This window comes from Synechococcus sp. CCAP 1479/10 (assembly GCF_019038515.1).
GTDB lineage: Bacteria > Cyanobacteriota > Cyanobacteriia > PCC-6307 > Cyanobiaceae > Cyanobium.
Genome location: NZ_JAFKRJ010000025.1, coordinates 65,675 through 82,025 on the forward strand (window position 1 = coordinate 65,675; position 16,351 = coordinate 82,025).

The 16,351-nt window shown below is 71.3% G+C and carries 17 protein-coding genes; 12 read left to right on the forward strand and 5 right to left on the reverse strand.

The window, feature by feature from the left end:
* Position 1 precedes the first annotated feature (1 nt).
* The 6 genes from KUG39_RS07965 to KUG39_RS07990 all read left to right on the forward strand — a co-directional run bounded on the left by KUG39_RS07965 (position 2) and on the right by KUG39_RS07990 (position 5,621).
* Complete coding sequence (locus KUG39_RS07965; protein WP_094586048.1) at positions 2-403, forward strand: fasciclin domain-containing protein; 402 nt, start codon at positions 2-4, stop codon at positions 401-403.
* A complete protein-coding gene (locus KUG39_RS07970; RefSeq protein WP_216914187.1) occupies positions 400-1,455 on the forward strand; it encodes an amino acid ABC transporter substrate-binding protein in 1,056 nt (351 codons plus the stop codon). The genes KUG39_RS07965 and KUG39_RS07970 overlap by 4 nt, the downstream gene beginning before the upstream one ends.
* Before the next feature lie 69 nt (positions 1,456-1,524).
* A complete protein-coding gene (locus KUG39_RS07975; RefSeq protein ID WP_094586050.1) occupies positions 1,525-2,586 on the forward strand; it encodes an amino acid ABC transporter substrate-binding protein in 1,062 nt (353 codons plus the stop codon).
* Positions 2,586-3,608, forward strand: a complete 1,023-nt coding sequence (locus KUG39_RS07980; RefSeq protein ID WP_216914189.1) for an ABC transporter permease subunit — start codon at positions 2,586-2,588, stop codon at positions 3,606-3,608. The genes KUG39_RS07975 and KUG39_RS07980 overlap by 1 nt, the downstream gene beginning before the upstream one ends.
* Position 3,609: 1 nt before the next feature.
* Complete coding sequence (locus KUG39_RS07985) at positions 3,610-4,821, forward strand: amino acid ABC transporter permease (protein WP_216914191.1); 1,212 nt, start codon at positions 3,610-3,612, stop codon at positions 4,819-4,821.
* A gap of 50 nt (positions 4,822-4,871) precedes the next feature.
* Positions 4,872-5,621: an amino acid ABC transporter ATP-binding protein gene (locus tag KUG39_RS07990; RefSeq protein WP_094586053.1), complete on the forward strand. Its 750-nt coding sequence runs from the start codon at positions 4,872-4,874 to the stop codon at positions 5,619-5,621.
* A gap of 9 nt (positions 5,622-5,630) precedes the next feature.
* Here the strand turns inward: KUG39_RS07990 and KUG39_RS07995 are convergent, their stop codons facing one another.
* A complete protein-coding gene (locus KUG39_RS07995) occupies positions 5,631-7,196 on the reverse strand; it encodes a glycoside hydrolase family 57 protein (protein ID WP_216914193.1) in 1,566 nt (521 codons plus the stop codon).
* Between the two features lie 113 nt (positions 7,197-7,309).
* On the opposite strand from KUG39_RS07995, the gene KUG39_RS08000 reads away from it, so the two are divergent.
* Positions 7,310-8,935 carry a 2-isopropylmalate synthase gene (locus KUG39_RS08000; RefSeq protein WP_216914195.1) on the forward strand — a complete coding sequence of 542 codons (1,626 nt, stop codon included), beginning with the start codon at positions 7,310-7,312 and terminating at the stop codon, positions 8,933-8,935.
* On the forward strand, positions 8,932-9,768 hold the full coding sequence (locus KUG39_RS08005) for a carbohydrate ABC transporter permease (RefSeq protein ID WP_094586056.1): 837 nt from the start codon (positions 8,932-8,934) through the stop codon (positions 9,766-9,768). The genes KUG39_RS08000 and KUG39_RS08005 overlap by 4 nt, the downstream gene beginning before the upstream one ends.
* Before the next feature lie 15 nt (positions 9,769-9,783).
* On the opposite strand, the gene KUG39_RS08010 is transcribed toward KUG39_RS08005, so the two are convergent.
* Together KUG39_RS08010 and KUG39_RS08015 are read right to left on the reverse strand one after the other, a co-directional pair.
* Positions 9,784-10,287: a hypothetical protein gene (locus KUG39_RS08010; RefSeq protein WP_216914197.1), complete on the reverse strand. Its 504-nt coding sequence runs from the start codon at positions 10,285-10,287 to the stop codon at positions 9,784-9,786.
* A gap of 44 nt (positions 10,288-10,331) precedes the next feature.
* Positions 10,332-11,861, reverse strand: coding sequence for a peptide ligase PGM1-related protein (locus tag KUG39_RS08015; RefSeq protein ID WP_216914199.1), 1,530 nt, complete (start codon positions 11,859-11,861; stop codon positions 10,332-10,334).
* A gap of 51 nt (positions 11,862-11,912) precedes the next feature.
* Here KUG39_RS08015 and KUG39_RS08020 point away from each other — a divergent pair, with 51 nt between their 5' ends.
* From KUG39_RS08020 to KUG39_RS08030, 3 genes are read left to right on the forward strand one after another with little or no spacing between them, the layout of a single operon-like run.
* A complete protein-coding gene (locus tag KUG39_RS08020) occupies positions 11,913-12,188 on the forward strand; it encodes a SemiSWEET family sugar transporter (RefSeq protein WP_106219804.1) in 276 nt (91 codons plus the stop codon).
* Positions 12,189-12,201: 13 nt separating this feature from the next.
* Positions 12,202-12,573 (forward strand): fluoride efflux transporter FluC, encoded by a 372-nt coding sequence (locus tag KUG39_RS08025; RefSeq protein WP_190609249.1) that lies wholly within the window; start codon positions 12,202-12,204, stop codon positions 12,571-12,573.
* 9 nt (positions 12,574-12,582) lie between these two features.
* On the forward strand, positions 12,583-13,017 hold the full coding sequence (locus KUG39_RS08030) for a fluoride efflux transporter FluC (protein ID WP_216914201.1): 435 nt from the start codon (positions 12,583-12,585) through the stop codon (positions 13,015-13,017).
* Here KUG39_RS08030 and KUG39_RS08035 read toward each other — a convergent pair.
* A complete protein-coding gene (locus KUG39_RS08035) occupies positions 13,007-15,097 on the reverse strand; it encodes an HDIG domain-containing metalloprotein (RefSeq protein ID WP_094586062.1) in 2,091 nt (696 codons plus the stop codon). The two genes, KUG39_RS08030 and KUG39_RS08035, sit on opposite strands and share 11 nt — an antisense overlap.
* A gap of 80 nt (positions 15,098-15,177) precedes the next feature.
* On the opposite strand from KUG39_RS08035, the gene folD reads away from it, so the two are divergent.
* Entirely contained in the window at positions 15,178-16,059 is an 882-nt protein-coding gene (gene folD, locus KUG39_RS08040; RefSeq protein WP_216914203.1) for a bifunctional methylenetetrahydrofolate dehydrogenase/methenyltetrahydrofolate cyclohydrolase FolD, read from the forward strand.
* A 36-nt stretch (positions 16,060-16,095) separates the two neighbouring features.
* On the opposite strand, the gene KUG39_RS08045 is transcribed toward folD, so the two are convergent.
* Positions 16,096-16,278 (reverse strand): hypothetical protein, encoded by a 183-nt coding sequence (locus tag KUG39_RS08045; RefSeq protein WP_216914205.1) that lies wholly within the window; start codon positions 16,276-16,278, stop codon positions 16,096-16,098.
* Positions 16,279-16,351 lie beyond the last annotated feature (73 nt).

The window sequence follows — 16,351 nt, forward strand, 5'->3', positions numbered from 1 at the left end:
CATGGCCAACATCATCGAAACCGCCAAGGGTGCCGGCTGCTTCGGCACCCTGCTGACCGCCGTCGAGGTGGCCGGACTCACCGGCGCCCTGGAGAGCCCCGGCCCCTTCACCGTCTTCGCCCCCGTCGACGACGCCTTCGCCGCCCTCCCCCCCGGCACGGTCCAGACCCTGGTGGACAACGTCCCCCAGCTGGCCCGGATCCTCAAATTCCATGTGCTCTCCGGCGCCTACCGGCGGGAGCAACTGATTGAGCAGCCGGAATGGGAGAGCCTGGAGGGGGCTCCGGTGGCGATCCGCCGGGCGGACCCCTTCGAGGTCAAGAACGCCACCGTCGTCTCCGCCGACATCGTCTGCGACAACGGCATCGTGCACGTCATCGACCGGGTGATCCTGCCCGGATGAGCGGGGCGCTGCGGCTGGCGGCCCTTGGCGGCCTGGTCGCCAGCCTGGTGGGCTGCGCCGCCGGCAACGACGCCCCCGGCAGCCCCACCATGGCCAAGATCCGCGAGCGGGGACGGCTGATCTGCGCCGTTGACGGGGCGGTGCCCGGCTTCAGCACGGTGGGACCGGGCGGGGCCTTCGTGGGCATCGACGCCGATTTCTGCCGAGCCGTGGCCGCCGCCGTCCTCGGGGACCCCGCCAAGGTGGAGTTCCGGCCGGTGACGGCGGGGGAGCGCTTCGTGGCCCTGGGCAGCGGCGAGGTGGACCTGCTCTCGATCAGCTCCACCCACACCCTCAGCCGCGACGCACCAGGGGGCAATGCCCTCAGCTTCGGCCCCGTGTTCTTCTACGACGGCCAGGGGGTGATGGTGCCCGCGGCCAGCGGTGTCCGCAGCCTGCGGGAGCTGGCGGGCAAGCCGATCTGCGTCGAGAGCGGCACCAACACTGAGCTGAACCTGGCCGATCGCATGCGGGAACTGGGGGTCGCCTACCAGCCGCTGCGCTTCCAGTCGGGCGAGCAGGCCTACCCGGCCTACGAGCAGGGTCGCTGCGCCGCCATCACCAGCGACAGCTCCCTGCTGGCGGCCAAGCGCAGCGGCTTCAAGCAGCCGGCGGCCCACGTGCTGCTCCCCGATCTCCTCAGCAAGGAGCCCAGCGCCAAGGTGACGATCCAGGCGGATCCGGCCTGGGCCGATGCGGTGCGCTGGGTCACCCACACCCTGGTCCAGGCGGAGGAGAGCGGCCTCACCCAGGCCAACGTCGAAGCCCGCCTCGCCGCGGCCCGGCGGGACCCCAGCCAGGCCGAAGCGCGCCGCTTCCTGGGGGTGGAGGGGGATTTCGGCCGCCAGCTGGGCCTGCCCGCCGACTTCACGGTGCGGGTGGTGAAGGCGGTGGGCAACTACGGCGAGCTGTTCGAGCGGCACCTGGGCAGCGCCACCCCCCTGGGCCTGGAGCGGGGCCTCAACCGGCTCTGGAACAAGGGCGGTCTGCACATCGCGCCCCCCTTCCGCTGAGGAGGTTCCTCAGGGCCTACCTGCACCGGCGCGCACCTGCAACAATGCGGCCACCTTTACGTCGCAGGCATGTTCCGGACCCGGACCCGCTCCCTGGTGGTTTCCCTCTGTGCCGCCGGCCTGCTCGCCGGTTGCGCCGGCGATGGGGGCGGGGTGCAGAGCCAGAAGCTCTCCACGATCACGGGGCGGGGCAAGCTGATCTGCGGCGTAGAAGGCAAGCTGCCCGGCTTCAGCTTCGTGGGCCCCGACGGCAAGTACCTGGGCCTGGATGTGGATGTCTGCAAGGCGGTGGCCGCCGCGGTACTGGGGGATCCCGAGAAGGTGGAATACCGGGACCTGAACTCCAGCGAGCGCTTCGCCGCCCTGGCCAGCGGCGAGGTGGACCTGCTCTCGCGCAACACCACCATGACCCTGAGCCGCGACGCGGCCGGCGGCAACGGCCTCAGCTTCGCCCCCACCACCTTCTATGACGGCCAGGGGGTGCTGGTGCCTGTGGCCAGCGGCATCAAGGACCTCAAGGGCCTGGCCGGCAAGCCCATCTGCGTCGAGAGCGGCACCACCACCGAGCTCAACCTGGCCGACCGCATGCGGGAGCAGAACATCCCCTACACGCCGCTGAAGTTCCAGACCAGCGACCAGACCTTCGCCGCCTACCTCGGCGACCGCTGCGTGGCCGTGACCAGCGACCGCTCCCAGCTGGCGGGCAAGCGCACCAGCTTCCCCAAACCGGACGACCACACCCTGCTGCCGGTGGTCATGAGCAAGGAGCCCCTCACCCCAGCCACCACCAACGGTGATCCAGCCTGGGCCGATGCGGTGCGCTGGATCGTCTACGGCCTGATGCAGGCCGAGGAGAGCGGCATCACCCAGGCGAACGTGGACGCCAAGCTGGCCGAAGCCAAGGCCAACACCAACCAGGCCGACCTGCGCCGCTTCCTGGGGGTGGAGGGTGACTTCGGCAAGCAGCTCGGCCTGCCGCCCGACTTCGTGGTCAAGGCGGTGAAGGCCGTCGGTAACTACGGCGAGATCTTCGATCGCAACGTCGGGCCCGCCTCCGCCCTCAAGCTCGACCGCGGCCTCAACCGCCAGTGGAAGGACGGCGGCCTGATCTACTCGCCGCCCTTCCGTTGATGGCGCCGGTGCCCCCCGCCGACCCGGCCCCTCATCCACCCACTCCCCCATCGCCGCCCTGGTGGCGCGACCGCCGCATCGTGCCCTGGGTGGTGCAGGCGGTGGTGGGCCTGCTGGTGCTGCTGCTGATCGCCTTCCTGCTGGGCAATCTGATCCGCAACCTCACCGCCGCCGGGCTGCTGCTGAGCTGGCGCTGGCTGCAGCAGCCCGCCGGCTTCGACATCTCGGAATCGGTGATTCCCTTCAATGCCCAGCTGCCCTACTGGCGCGCCCTGGCCGCCGGTCTGGTCAACACGATCCGGGCGGTGCTGGTGGGCCTGGTGGGGGCCACCCTGCTGGGCACCCTGGTGGGGATGGCCTCCTTCAGCCACAACGGCCTGCTCCGGCGGCTGGCGCGGGTCTACGTGGAGGTGGTGCGCAACATCCCCCTGCTGCTGCAGCTGGTGTTCTGGTATTTCGTGGTGTTCCTCACCCTGCCGAACGGCTTGGCGGCGATCCAGCTGCCCGGGGTGGTGCTGGCCAAATCGGGGCTCTACATCGCCGGGTTCGGCGAGGGGCTGCGCTGGATGGGGCCCAGCCTCGTCAACGAGGTCTGGCAGGCGCCGCTGCGCCTGAGCGTCGAGTTCGGCGCCCTGCTCACCGGCCTGATCGTGTACTCGGGCGCCTTCATCGCCGAGGTGGTGCGGGGCGGCATCGCGGCCGTGCCGAAGGGACAGTGGGAGGCGGCCTCCTCCCTGGGGCTGAGCTGGTTCGCCACCCTGCGCCGCATCGTCCTGCCCCAGTCCCTGCGGGTGATCGTGCCGGGGCTCAACACCCAGTACATCTCCCTGGCCAAGAACTCCTCCCTGGCGGTGGCCGTGGGCTACACCGACCTCTATTCCGTGGCCGAAACCACCCTCAACCAGACCGGCCGGGCGGTGGAGGTGATCCTGGTGCTGCTGGCCGCCTACCTCACCCTCGATCTGCTGATCTCGGCCCTGATGAACGGTCTCAACCACCTGGTCCAGATCCGGGAGCGCTGAGATGAACGCCCTCCTGAGACGGCTGCGCGCCGAACTGTTCGCCACCCCCGCCGATGGGGCGCTCAGCGTCGCCCTGATCACGCTGCTCAGCCTGGGGGCCTTCGGGTTCCTGCGCTGGGCCCTCACCCAGGCCCAGTGGGCCGTGGTGAAGGTCAACAGCACCCTGTTCGCCGTGGGCCGCTACCCGATCGAGCAGCAGTGGCGCCTCTGGCTGCTCACCGCCCTGCTGGTGGCGGCCAGCGGCGCCACCTGGGGCCTGCTGCGCGCCCATCCCCGTCCCGACCGCACGGGCGTGCTGTGGCCACGCAACGACCGGCTGGCCCTGGTGCTGCTCGCCCTGATCGCCCTGGCCCTGCCCTCGGCCCTCGGACTCACGCTCGCCATCCAGACCCGCTGGTGGGGGCTCCTGCTGCTGCTGGCTCTCTGCCGCTGGCTGGCCGGCCGTTTCGGGGCGAACCTTTCGCCCACCGGCCGGCGGCTGGCCGCCCTGGTGTGGCCCCTGCTCTACCTGGTGGGCATGGTGCTGATCAGCGGCGGCCTGGGTCTGGTCACCGTGTCCCCTTCGGAATGGGGCGGCCTGCTGCTCACCCTGCTGGCCTCCAGCTTCGCGATCCTGCTCTGTTTTCCGATCGGGGTGCTGCTCGCCCTGGGACGCCGCAGCGAGCTGCCCCTGCTGCGCTGGGGCTCGGTGGTCTACATCGAGTTCATCCGCGGCGCGCCGCTGATCACCCTGCTGTTCCTCGGCCAGAACATCCTCGGCTTCCTGCTGCCCGGCGGCCTGGCACCCGAGCGGGTCTGGCGGGCGGCCTGGGTGCTCACCTTCTTCGCCGCCGCCTACCTGGCAGAGGCCGTGCGCTCCGGCCTGGCGGCCGTGCCCCGGGGCCAGCTGGAGGCCGCCCGCTCCCTCGGCCTCTCCTACCCGAAGGCCCTGCAGCACGTGGTGCTCCCCCAGGCCCTGCGGGTGGCCCTGCCGGCCATGGTGGGCCAGTTCATCTCGCTCCTGCAGGACACCACCCTGCTGTCGCTGATCGGATTGCTGGAACTGCTCGGCACGGCCCGCACCGTGATGGCCAATCCGGCTTTCCTGGGCCGCAACGGCGAGGTGTATCTCACCCTGGCGGTGCTGTTCTGGGGCTGCTGTGCCGCCCTCGGACTGGGCAGCCGGGCCCTGGAGCGCCGGCTTGATCCCCACGCCGTGCCCTCCGCCACCTGAGCCGCGTTCCCCTTTCCCTCCTCCCCAGCTCCGATCCCACGTCCCGCCCCATGAGCCAACCCAGCAGCGAACTGATGATCGAGGCGCGGGCCGTCGAGAAGTGGTATCCCAACGGATTCCAGGCGTTGCGCGGCGCCAGCCTCACCGTGCGGCGGGGCGAGGTGGTGGTGATCATGGGCCCCTCGGGATCGGGCAAAAGCACCTTCATCCGCACCTTCAATGCCCTGGAGGACTTTCAGAAGGGCAGCATCACCGTCGACGGCATCGTCCTCTCCAACGACCTGCGCAACATCGACGCCATCCGCCGGGAGGTGGGCATGGTGTTCCAGCAGTTCAACCTGTTCCCGCACCTCTCGGTGCTCGACAACCTGACGCTGGCGCCGGTGCTGGTGCGCAAGCGCCCGAAGGCGGAGGTGGAGAAGCAGGCCCGGGCTCTGCTAGAGCGGGTCGGCATCGCCGAACAAGCCGGCAAGTATCCCGGCCAGCTCTCGGGGGGTCAGCAGCAGCGGGTGGCGATCGCCCGGGCCCTGTGCATGGAACCGCGCATCCTCCTGTTCGATGAACCCACCAGCGCCCTCGACCCGGAGATGGTGCGGGAGGTGCTGGAGGTGATGCAGGATCTCGCCGCCGACGACATCACCATGGTGGTGGTTACCCACGAGGTGAAGTTCGCCCGCCACGTGGCCCACCGGGTGGTGCTGATGGCCGACGGTGAGGTGGTGGAGGAGGCCGAACCGGAGGTGTTCTTCACCAACCCCAGCCACGAGCGCACCCGCCGCTTCCTGGATCAGATTCTCTGAGGGAGGCCGCTAGGCCCTGGTCGCCCAGTCGGCGGCGTTGAGCTGCGGGAACAGCCCGTCCTCCCGCTCCACGCCAACCAGCCACTCCCGGGGCAGGTCGGTGCCGTGCTCGAGGGCATCGATCAGGCGCCAGAAGCGGTCGAGGTGGCGGCGGATCCGCTCCCGCGCCAGGCCGGTGGTGGTGCCGGCCCGCAGGATGAAGCTCCAGTCGGAGCTCTGGGCCAGCAGCAGCTCGCGGCCCGCCTGGGTGAGCAGGGCCCGCTGGGCGGTGCTGCCCACGCCCCGGTTCACCCGCTGCACCATGGCCCGGGAGGCGCGCTGCCACTCCGCCACCACCCAGGCGTTGGTGTCGTTGAGCCAGTAGTCGTGGTAGCCCCCCTGGCCCCAGCTGGAGGGGGCCGGCCGGCAGACCTGCAGGGCCCGGTTCTGGCTGAGCACGTCCCGCAGGTGGGTGAAGCGCACGTCCAGGGCCGGCCCCTGGCGGAACAGCTCGGCCAGGAACCGGGGCCCCTCGAACCACCAGTGGCCGAACAGCTCCGCATCGAAGGGGGCCACCAGCAGCGGCGGCGGCTCGATCGTGGCCGCCAGCTGCCCCATCTGGGCGGCGCGGCCCCGCAGGAAGGCCTCGGCGTGCTCCATCAGCCGCTCGCCCGCCCGCTGGGGGTCGTAGGGCGCCTTGGCGTCCAGGGGGCAGCCCTGGGCGGTGACCCGGTGCAGCTTCAGCCCGAGGGGGCGGCGGTCGTGGATGCCCTGGGCCTCCAGGTCCGCTTCGGGCAGGTCCCAGCCCAGGTCGCGGTGGAACTCCCGGTAGGCCCCATCGCCCGGGTAGCCCTGGCTGGCACTCCACACCGGCAGGGTGGATTCGCTGTCACGGGCGAAGAAGGCCACCCCCGCCGGGGAGCAGATCGGCGCATAGACGCCGTAGCGGGGACGGGGCAGGCCATGGAGCAGGCCGTGGCCGTCGAGCAGGGAATAGCGCAGGCCGCATTCGGCCAGGAGCCGGTCGAGGTCCTCGTAGTAGGCGCACTCCGGCAGCCAGATGCCCAGGGGCCGCTGGCCGAGCAGCCGCTGGTGCTCCCGCACGGCGGTGAGCAGCTGGGCCCGCACCGCCTCCGGTGAATCCCGCAGCAGGGGCAGATAACCGTGGGTGGCCCCGCAGGTGATCAGATCCAGGACCCCCTGCTCCTGCAGCCGCCGGAAGCGGGGCAGGAGATCCCCCTCCATCTCCCGCCACTGGGCCTCGATGGCCGAGAGGGTGCCCTTCAGCTCCCGGGCCGGAACCTCCAGGTCGGGAGCGGCCCCGTCGAGCAGGGTGCGGCGCAGGGCCAGCCAGGCCGGGAAGCGACCGTTGAGGGCCCGGTCGCTCAGCAGCGACAGCAGGGTGGGGGAGAGGCCGAGGGTGAGCCTGGGCCGTTGCTGGGGATCGGCGGCCGCCCGCTCCAGCACCTCCAGCAGCGGCAGATAGCATTCCTGGAGAGCCTGGAAGTACCAGTCCTCCTCGAGCGAACCGGGTTCTCCGGAGCGCACATAGGGAAGGTGGGCATGCAACACCAGGGCCAGATCGCCTGCGGCCATGGGGAAACCCTCTGTGCGGCCACTCTACGTTCCGCTCCCTGACGTTCCCCTCCCGGAGCCGGGTCTTCAGGCCCGTAGAGTGGGTCTAACTCATAGCTGTTCCGCCTAACCCCATGGCCCGCGATCCCGGCCGGGTATTGATCTTCGATACCACCCTCCGCGACGGGGAGCAGTCCCCTGGCGCCAGCCTCAACCTGGAGGAGAAGCTCGCGATCGCCCAGCAGCTGGCCCGCCTGGGGGTCGACATCATCGAGGCCGGCTTCCCCTTCGCCAGCAGCGGCGATTTTCACGCCGTTCAAAAGATCGCCGCCACCGTGGGCACCCCGGACGGGCCCGTGATCTGCGGCCTGGCCCGGGCCGCCAGCGGCGACATCAAGGCCTGCGCCGATGCCGTGGCCCCGGCGGCCCACAGGCGCATCCACACCTTCATCGCCACCAGCGACATCCATCTGGAGCACAAGCTCCGCAAGACCCGCGCCGAGGTGCTTGCCATCACCGCGGAGATGGTGGCCTATGCCCGCTCCCTGGTCGACGACGTGGAGTTCTCCTGCGAGGACGCCGGCCGCAGCGATCCTGAGTTCATGCATGAGGTGATCGAGGCGGCGATCAACGCCGGCGCCACCACCATCAACATTCCCGACACGGTGGGCTACACCACCCCGGCCGAATTCGGCGCCATCATCGCCGGCATCAACCGCTCGGTGCCCAACATCGACCAGGCGGTGATCTCGGTCCATGGGCACAACGATCTCGGTCTGGCCGTCGCCAACTTCCTCGAAGCCGTCAAGAACGGCGCCCGCCAGCTGGAGTGCACCATCAACGGCATCGGTGAACGGGCCGGCAACGCCTCCCTCGAGGAGCTGGTGATGGCGCTGCACGTGCGCCGCAGCTACTTCAACCCCTTCCTGGGCCGGCCGGCCGACCAGCGCGACCCCCTCACCAACGTGCGCACCGAGGAGATCACCAAGACCTCCCGGCTGGTCTCCAACCTCACCGGCATGGCGGTGCAGCCCAACAAGGCAATCGTGGGCGCCAACGCCTTCGCCCATGAGTCCGGCATCCACCAGGACGGGGTGCTCAAGAACCGGCTCACCTACGAGATCATCGACGCCCGCACCGTCGGCCTGGCCGACAACCGCCTCTCCCTCGGCAAGCTCTCGGGCCGCAGCGCCTTCCGGGCCCGGCTGGAGGAGCTCGGCTACACCCTGGAGCGCACCGACCTCGACGACGCCTTCGCCCGCTTCAAGGAACTGGCCGACCGCAAGCGGGAGATCACCGACCGGGATCTGGAGGCCATCGTCAGCGAGCAGGTGCAGCAGCAGGACCAGCCCCGCTATGCCCTGCAGTCGGTGCAGGTGAGCTGCGGCACCAACCTGCAGCCCACCGCCACCGTCACCCTTCGGGATGGCGATGGCATCGACCTGACCGAGGCGGCGATCGGCACCGGGCCGGTGGATGCGGTCTGCCAGGCCCTCAACCACCTGGCCCAGGTGCCGAACGAGCTGGTGGAGTTCAGCATCAAGTCCGTCACCGAAGGCATCGACGCCATGGGCGAGGTGACCATCCGCCTGCGCCATCAGGGGGTGCTCTATTCGGGCCATGCGGCCGACACCGACATCGTCGTGGCGGCGGCCCAGGCCTTCGTGAACGCCCTCAACCGGCTGGTCTCCGGCAGCCAGCGCGCTCCGCTCCATCCCCAGAAGACGGCCCTTCCGGTGGCGGAACTGCCGCGTCTGTGAACGCCCCCAACCGCTCCCCGCTGGCCACCGGGCTGCAGCTGGCCCTGCTGCTGCTGGTGGCGGTGCTGCTGCTGCTGCCCCTGCTGTGGCTGGTCAGCACCTCCCTCAAGGGGCCGGCGGAGGACATCTTCACCAGTCCTCCGGCCCTGCTGCCCAGCCAGCCGAGCCTGGAGGCCTACGGGCGCCTCTTCGCCGCCAACCCGATGGGCACCTACCTGCTCAACAGCACGATCGTCAGCGCCCTGGCGGTGCTGGCCAACCTGCTGTTCTGCTCCCTGGCGGCCTACCCCCTGGCGCGGATGCGTTTCAAGGGCCGCGGACTGGTGCTCGCCCTGGTGGTGGCCACGATCCTGATCCCCTTCCAGGTGGTGATGATCCCCCTCTATCTGCTGATGGTGCAGATCGGGCTGCGCAACACCCTCTGGGCCCTGATCGTGCCCCAGGCGGCCACGGCCTTCGGCATCTTCCTGCTGCGCCAGAGCTTCCTGGCGGTGCCGGTGGAGCTGGAGGAGGCGGCCCGGATCGATGGCTGCACCCCCATCGGCGAATGGTGGAACGTGATGCTGCCGGCGGCCCGGGCCGACCTGATCACCCTGGCGATGTTCGTGTTCATCGGCACCTGGAGTGACTTCCTCTGGCCGCTGATCATTCTCGACGACCCCACCCTCTACACCCTGCCCCTGGGCCTGCAGCAGCTGGCCAGCAGCTTCTCCCTCGACTGGCGCCTGGTGGCGGCCGGCTCGGTGGTCTCGATCCTGCCGGTGCTGCTGCTGTTCGTGCTGCTGCAGCGCTACATCCTGCCCAGCGCCAGCGGCGACGCCGTCAAGGGCTGAGGCCCCCCAGGGAGCTCAGGGGGTGCTCACCGGCGGGGGGCGAAGCACGCCGCCGCCCTCGCCGCGGTCGGCCGGGGCCTGGCCGGGGCGGCCGCCGGGCCCCGGGGAGGGCATCGGTGCGGCGGGGAAGGGGTCCGGATCCCGCTGGGGGCGCCGCACCGCCCGGCCCTGCAGGTCGGCCAGGGCGGAGCGCGACTCGTCCTGCTGCTGCTCAAGAGCCTCCAGCCGCTGGGCCCCGGCTTCCAGGGTCTGGAGGCGCCCCACCATCGCCCGCTGCTGCTCCTCCAGCACGGAGGTGCGATCGAGGGCGCGGCTGTTCTCCAGCCCCTGCAGCCGCTGCTCCAGCTTCATCAGCAGCTGGCTCTGTTCCCGCGTCTTGCCCAGGATCACCAGGAACAGGACAGCGAGCATGGAGCTCAGGCCGATCTGCAGCCAGCTGGTCCAGGCCGGCGGGCCGGAGGCCGGGGGCGGGGGGGAACGCCGGGAGCCGTCGTCTTCGCGGTCGGTGATCGAGACCATGCGCCCCCTGTGCTGACCCATCCTGCCCTGAGCGGCCCGGGGCGTCAGCCGCCGGCCGCGGGCAGGCCGGCGCCGCTGCGGGCGGCGGCACCGGCCAGCAGCTCGGCCACGGTGGAGCGGTAGACGGCGCTCGCCTGCTCCGGATCCCGGCCGATGCAGGTCATGCCCAGCTTGCCGAACTCCGAGAGGCAGCCCAGCAGGTGAAACACGCTGCCCTGCAGGCGGGCCGGATCGTAGTGGAGGCCGGCCTCGGCCACGATGTCGATCAGGTCGAGGGGCATCAGGCCCCGCAGGCGGGGGTCGCTGAGGTTGTCGGTGGCGCGGTAGTGCAGCGGCTGGCCGGTGGGGGAGAGGAAGCAGCCGGTGGCGGGGTCGAGGCTGCCGGCGGTGATCGCCCGCAGGGCCATGAAGGGATGGGTGGTGCCCCCCTGGCGCAGGTTGACCTCGATGGCCTGCAGGTCCCAGCGCTCGCCGAAGCGGCGGGCGATGAAGTCGACCCCGAAGCGCTCGAGGGCCCCTTCGGCGGCGAGGGCCCGGCCGACGGCCAGGCCGTGCTCCATCAGCGCCACCCGGTAGGGCTCGGCGGCAGGGAAGCAGCAGCCCAGGTAGGTCTGGCCACCGGCGCCGCCGAGGATCTGCTCGTGGGTGGAGAGCACCTCCACCATCCCGCCCGGGTGGATCGTGCCCTGCACGCTCGGGGAGCGCAGCGCCTCGCCGCCCTCCAGCCAGGCCTCGGCCAGGGCCCCCTGGCCGGCCAGCAGCTCCGTCCAGCCGGCCGCGGGCATCGGCAGGGCCTCCAGGGCCCGCCGGATCCGCCCGACCCGCTCACGCCGGGCCAGCCCGGCCAGCGCCAGGGGCGTGAAATCGAGGCGGGCATTGCCCTCACCGCTGAAGCCCTCGTTCAGCTTGACGACACAGCCGCCCAGCCCGGGGTCGCCCTCCCAGAGGTCGGCCACCGCCTCCGCCAGGTCATCGAGGCCGTGGGCCAGCCCGGTGCCGGGGGGGTGGGGAACGCCGCAGCGGGCGAACAGCTCCCGGCTGCCCGCCTTGGTGCCCCAGTAGCCCAGGGCCGGATCGGTGCCCAGCAGGGGCACCTGCAGGCGCTCGGAAAGGGTCTTCTCCAGCTCGGTCACCACGTAGCAGATGATGAAACTCCGGCCCGGCCGCAGCCGCTCCCGGATCCGTCCGAGCAGGGCCGGCCGCTCCAGCAGCTTCTGCGTCAGGGGCCGGGCGGAGCCGTCGTCGGTGTCGAACAGGTGCAGCCGGCGGCGGGCATGGGAGGTGGGCACCCCCGGCATCAGCTCGAGGACCGCATCCACCACCAGTTCGGGCAGCAGCTTGCTGGTGACATAGACCACCTGCACGCCTGGGTTGCGCAGCCGCATCAGGGAGAAGAGCTGGCGCTCCTCGTAGTGGTGGGCCCCCGTCACCAGGGCCAGCTGGGAGGGGTCCATGGTGAGCGAGGGCACCATCAGCAGGTCGAAATCCGCACCTGCCCCGCCCCCGGCGTCGCCGTGCTCCCGGCCCCACGGGGCCTGCAGCCCCTGCTGCAGTTCGCGGAAGCTCAGGACCATGGCCGGTTGGGCGGAATGTCGTCATGCTGACCACCACAGCGACCAGCGCCAATGGAGTCGTTCACGGTGAGTGCCCTCGGCTATGGCGCCGCCTCACTCACCACCCTGAGCCTGTTCCCCCAGGCGCTGAAGACCGTGCGCAGCGGCGACACCAGCGCCATCTCGCTGCGGATGTACGGCCTGTTCACCCTCGGGGTGCTGGCCTGGGCCGTTTACGGCCTGCTGCGGGCCGACGGTCCGGTGATCGCCGCCAACCTGATCACGCTGATCCCGGCCTCGGTGGTGCTGGAACGCAAGCTGCGGGCCCTTCTGGAGGGGAGGCGCTGAGGTGGCGGCACCCATGGATAACGGCGCCCTGTTCGTCGCGATCGGAGCGGTGCCGGGGGCCTGGCTGCGCTTCCGGGTGGTCAACCACTTCGAACCGATGCTGCCCCGCAAGCACTGGGGAACGTTCGGGGTGAATCTGATCGCCTGCTTCGCCATCGGCCTGCTAGTGAGCCTGGAGGCCAGCTGCGGACTGGCGGCGGGCCGGGCCCTGCTGCTGCTGGGCACGGGCTTCCTGGGCAGCTTCAGCACCTTCTCCACCTGGATCGCCGAGCTGCACGCGACCCTGCACCAACGCCAGCGCCGCGAGGCCGTCCTGCTCTGCGGCGGTTCGGTGCTGGGGGGCCTGCTGGCCGTCAGCGCCGGCCTGGCCATCGGCGGCAGCTAGGGGAGAACGATGGCGCCATTCCCGAGCGAAAGCCCCCCCAGCCTGCGCCGTGAGGCGCGGGACCTGCTGCTGGTGGCCGCGGGGGCGGTGCCCGGCGCCCTGCTGCGCTGGCGCCTGGAGGACGTCGGCAAGGGCCTGGAGGGGGTGCCCACCGGGCTGATCGAAGCCGACCTGGTGGCCAACCTGCTCGGCACCTTCCTGATCGGTGTGATCGCCGGCCTGCACCCTCCCCGGCCCCGGCTGCTGCTGCTGGGCGGCATCGGCTTCTGCGGCTCGCTCACCACCTTCAGCAGCTGGATGCTGGAGATCAGCCTGGCGCTGCGGCGCGGCCGCCCCGATGAGGCGCTCGCCGTGGTGCTGGTCAGCCTGCTGGGGGGCCTGGTGGTGGTGGCGCTGGGGCTGGCGGCGGGCCGCTGGCTGGGGCGGTGGCGGCTCAGGCGCTGAAGGCCTTGCGGGGGGGGATGGGATAGGGAATGCGGCGGTGGCGCATGCGCTTCCAGACCCGCACGAAGGCGCGGATCACCAGCTCCAGCTCCGCCCGGGAGATGCCGCTGCCGTCGAGCTGGCCGTCGTTCTGGCGGGCCTCCACCAGCCGCCGGACCATCGCCCGGGCCTCAGCTTCGGTGGTGCCCGGCGGCAGGGAGCGCAGGGCGGCCTCACAGCCGTCGGCCAGCATCAGAATCGCCGTCTCCCGGCTGCGGGGCGCCGGACCGCGGTAGCGGAACTGCTCCTCCCGCACCGAAGGGTCCCGTTCCTTGGCCTGGTGGAGGAAGTAGCCCATCTTCAGCCGGCCCTGGTGCTCGGGGATGAAATCCGCCAGGGGGCGGGGCAGCCGGTAGCGACGGGCCAGCTTCAGCCCCTCGTCGACGTGGGCCTGGAGGATGGCGGCGCTGGCGAAGGGATCGTCGAGTTCGTCGTGGGGGTTGGCGCCGTGCTCCTGGTTCTCGATGAACCACTGGGGCCCGTGCAGCTTGCCGACATCGTGATAAAGGGCACCGGTGCGGATCAGGTCCACATCACCCTGGATGGCGCGGGCGCCCTCCTCGGCCAGGCCGCAGATCATCAGGGTGTGCTCGAAGGTGCCCGGCGCCTCCATCGACAGGCGTCGCAGCAGGGGCCGCTCCAGATCGGCCAGCTCCATCAGCCGGGCCCGGGTGAGCAGGCCGAAGAAGCTTTCCACCAGCGGCGCCAGCAGCAGGCCTCCCATCAGCAGGCCCGCCACCAGCAGGGCCTCCTGCAGCAGATCGGTGCTGCTGAACAACCCCTGGGAGGCCTCGAGGCTGCCCAGGTGGAAGAGCTGGATCAGCAGCCACTGCAGCAGCACGGCGCCGATGGGCAGCAGCAGGGCCAGCTGCAGCAGCTGGGCCCGGTTGCGCTGCCGTCCCGCCAGCACCGCCGCGATCGCGGCCACCAGGGCCGCCACCCCCAGCTGGGGAACCAGCAGGCCCTCGACAGGAACCGGCCAGAGCATGGCGGCCACAGCCAGCCAGGCCAGACCGGCGGCCGTGCCCAGCCCCTGGGAGAGCAGCAGGGTGGGGGGAACCAGCAGTGCCAGGGGGCTGACCTGGCTGCCGAGCCAGAGCTTGCACCCCTGCACCAGCACCAGCATCGCCAGGGCCAGCAGGGCCTGGCGGGGTTCGAGGCTGGCGCGCCAGCGGCGCATCACCAGCAGCAGCACCCCGCAGGCGGCCAGGGCCTCACTGAAGCGTCCCAGCCAGGCCAGGGGGCGGGGGCGATGGTTGACCAGATCGAAATGCTCCAGCACGTCGAAGGCCTGGGGGCTGATCGGTTCCCCCTGCCGTGTGATCAGGTCGTTCTTGCGCACCCGGATTGTGGGCAGCCCCTGGCGGGTGAGCAGGTCCTCGATGCGGCGCTGGCTGAGGAAGCTGTCGCCGCGGAGGTTGGTGCGGCCCTGGAGGCTGGCGGCCAGCAGGCGGCTGCCCAGGCTGCGGGCGGGGGGGGAGAGGTCCTGCAGCTGCAGCTCCGCGGCCGTGAGCAGCTGGCCCTCGGACAGGCTGGCCACGACGCCCTGGCTGAGCATGCGCTGCTGGGCCCGGCGCAGGGAGACCTTCCAGCGCATCAGGTCGGGGGGCGTCAGCCCCGTCAGCCAGCGGCGCTCCTCTTCGGTGAGATTGAGGGAATCGGGCCGGGGCTGGTCGTCGGCCACCGTCTGGCGCACCCGCTGCAGCCGCAGCTCCAGCTGCTGCACCAGGGCCTCACTGGCCTGGGGGTCGACCACCTGGATCTGGCTGCGGGGCAGCATCTGGCTGCGGCGCTGCTCCAGGTCGGTGCTGTCGATCACCGTGGCATCGCTCGGGGCCCGGGCCGTGAACGGGGCCGGCATGCCGGGACGCAGGTTCGGCTCCACCAGCCAGGGCCAGCTGGAGAGAAGCGCCACCAGCAGACAGAGCAGAAGCACGAGCAGACCGCCCCCGGGGCGCCAGGCCACCAGGGCCTGGCGGGGACGCTCGAGCCGCAGCAAGTGGCGCCACAGTCCCCTGATCCGCCGCAGCCCGAATCTCATCGGTCCAGGCTAGCCAACGGTTGAGGGTCCCCCTCCGGGTGGCTTCGGTGCATGCTGGGGTTCGGCAACGCACCCCCCCGATGGCCACCCTTCTTGATGGCAGGCGACTGGCGGCGGTGATCGAAGGGCGGCTGCACGCCGTGATCGCCGATGGGCTGGCGGTGGCGGGACGGCCCCCCGGCCTGGCGGTGCTGCGGGTTGGGGATGACCCCGCCAGCGGCGTCTATGTGGCCAACAAAGAGAAGGCCTGCCGCCGCGTCGGCATCAGCAGCCATGGCGGCCATCTGGCGGCGGACACCCCGGAGGAGGAGGTGCTGGCCCTGATCGCGCGCCTCAACGCCGACCCGACGGTCGACGGCATCCTGCTGCAGCTGCCCCTGCCGCAGGGCCTGGACGAGGGGCCGCTGCTGGCGGCGATCGACCCGGACAAGGACGCCGATGGTCTGCACACCCTCAACCTGGGTCGCCTGCTCAAGGGGGAGCGGGGTCCACGCAGCTGCACGCCGGCCGGGGTGATGGCCCTGCTGCGCAGCGCCGACGTGCCGATCGCCGGCGCCCAGGCCGTGGTGGTCGGCCGCAGCATCCTGGTGGGCAAGCCGATGGCCCTGATGCTCCAGGCCGCCGATGCCACCGTCACCATGGCCCATTCGCGCACCCATCACCTCGACGAGGTGACCCGGGAGGCCGAGATCCTGGTGGTGGCGGCCGGTCGCCCGCAGCTGATCGGCGCCCGGCACATCCGGCCTGGGGCGGTGGTGGTGGATGTGGGCATCCACCGGCTGGAGGGCAGGCTCTGCGGCGATGTGGACTACGAGGCGGTCGAGCCGCTGGTGGCGGCGATCACGCCGGTGCCCGGTGGGGTGGGGCCGATGACGGTGGCGATGCTGCTGGTCAACACCGTGCTGGCCTGGTGCGAGCGCCACGGGATCGACACAACGGACCTGGCGGATCTGCGCCCCTGAGGCCCGCCTGGGACGCCCCCCGGACGGCAGCGCCGCTCAGGGCCGGAGCGCCGTGGTGCGGGTGGCGTCGTGGGGTTCGCCGGAGCCGATCAGCAGGGGTACGGCCACGCCGATGCGGACCAGACCCGACGCCAGCAGCAGACCGGCCAGCAGGACGGCGGCGAGGCTGCCGCAGATCACTGGCACCAGGTCCGGCTCGCTGTTCAGGGGGGCCTGCATCGCGCGCTGAGACGTGACTGCATCGAGCATGGCGGCGCTGGGGTACCCGGACCGCACGCCTTCACCGGCCTTC

What these genes read in the sequence shown, in the direction of transcription:
- KUG39_RS07970 (WP_216914187.1), top strand. Translation starts at nt 400, where the DNA reads ATGAGCGGGGCGCTGCGGCTGGCGGCCCTTGGCGGCCTGGTCGCCAGC.
- KUG39_RS07985 (WP_216914191.1), top strand. Translation starts at nt 3,610, where the DNA reads ATGAACGCCCTCCTGAGACGGCTGCGCGCCGAACTGTTCGCCACCCCC.
- KUG39_RS07995 (WP_216914193.1), bottom strand. Translation starts at nt 7,196, where the DNA reads ATGGCCGCAGGCGATCTGGCCCTGGTGTTGCATGCCCACCTTCCCTAT.
- KUG39_RS08015 (WP_216914199.1), bottom strand. Translation starts at nt 11,861, where the DNA reads ATGGTCCTGAGCTTCCGCGAACTGCAGCAGGGGCTGCAGGCCCCGTGG.
- KUG39_RS08000 (WP_216914195.1), top strand. Translation starts at nt 7,310, where the DNA reads ATGGCCCGCGATCCCGGCCGGGTATTGATCTTCGATACCACCCTCCGC.
- KUG39_RS08045 (WP_216914205.1), bottom strand. Translation starts at nt 16,278, where the DNA reads ATGCAGGCCCCCCTGAACAGCGAGCCGGACCTGGTGCCAGTGATCTGC.
- KUG39_RS07990 (WP_094586053.1), top strand. Translation starts at nt 4,872, where the DNA reads ATGAGCCAACCCAGCAGCGAACTGATGATCGAGGCGCGGGCCGTCGAG.
- KUG39_RS08020 (WP_106219804.1), top strand. Translation starts at nt 11,913, where the DNA reads ATGGAGTCGTTCACGGTGAGTGCCCTCGGCTATGGCGCCGCCTCACTC.
- KUG39_RS08030 (WP_216914201.1), top strand. Translation starts at nt 12,583, where the DNA reads ATGGCGCCATTCCCGAGCGAAAGCCCCCCCAGCCTGCGCCGTGAGGCG.
- KUG39_RS07975 (WP_094586050.1), top strand. Translation starts at nt 1,525, where the DNA reads ATGTTCCGGACCCGGACCCGCTCCCTGGTGGTTTCCCTCTGTGCCGCC.
- KUG39_RS07965 (WP_094586048.1), top strand. Translation starts at nt 2, where the DNA reads ATGGCCAACATCATCGAAACCGCCAAGGGTGCCGGCTGCTTCGGCACC.
- KUG39_RS08035 (WP_094586062.1), bottom strand. Translation starts at nt 15,097, where the DNA reads ATGAGATTCGGGCTGCGGCGGATCAGGGGACTGTGGCGCCACTTGCTG.
- folD (WP_216914203.1), top strand. Translation starts at nt 15,178, where the DNA reads ATGGCCACCCTTCTTGATGGCAGGCGACTGGCGGCGGTGATCGAAGGG.
- KUG39_RS08010 (WP_216914197.1), bottom strand. Translation starts at nt 10,287, where the DNA reads ATGGTCTCGATCACCGACCGCGAAGACGACGGCTCCCGGCGTTCCCCC.
- KUG39_RS07980 (WP_216914189.1), top strand. Translation starts at nt 2,586, where the DNA reads ATGGCGCCGGTGCCCCCCGCCGACCCGGCCCCTCATCCACCCACTCCC.
- KUG39_RS08025 (WP_190609249.1), top strand. Translation starts at nt 12,202, where the DNA reads ATGGATAACGGCGCCCTGTTCGTCGCGATCGGAGCGGTGCCGGGGGCC.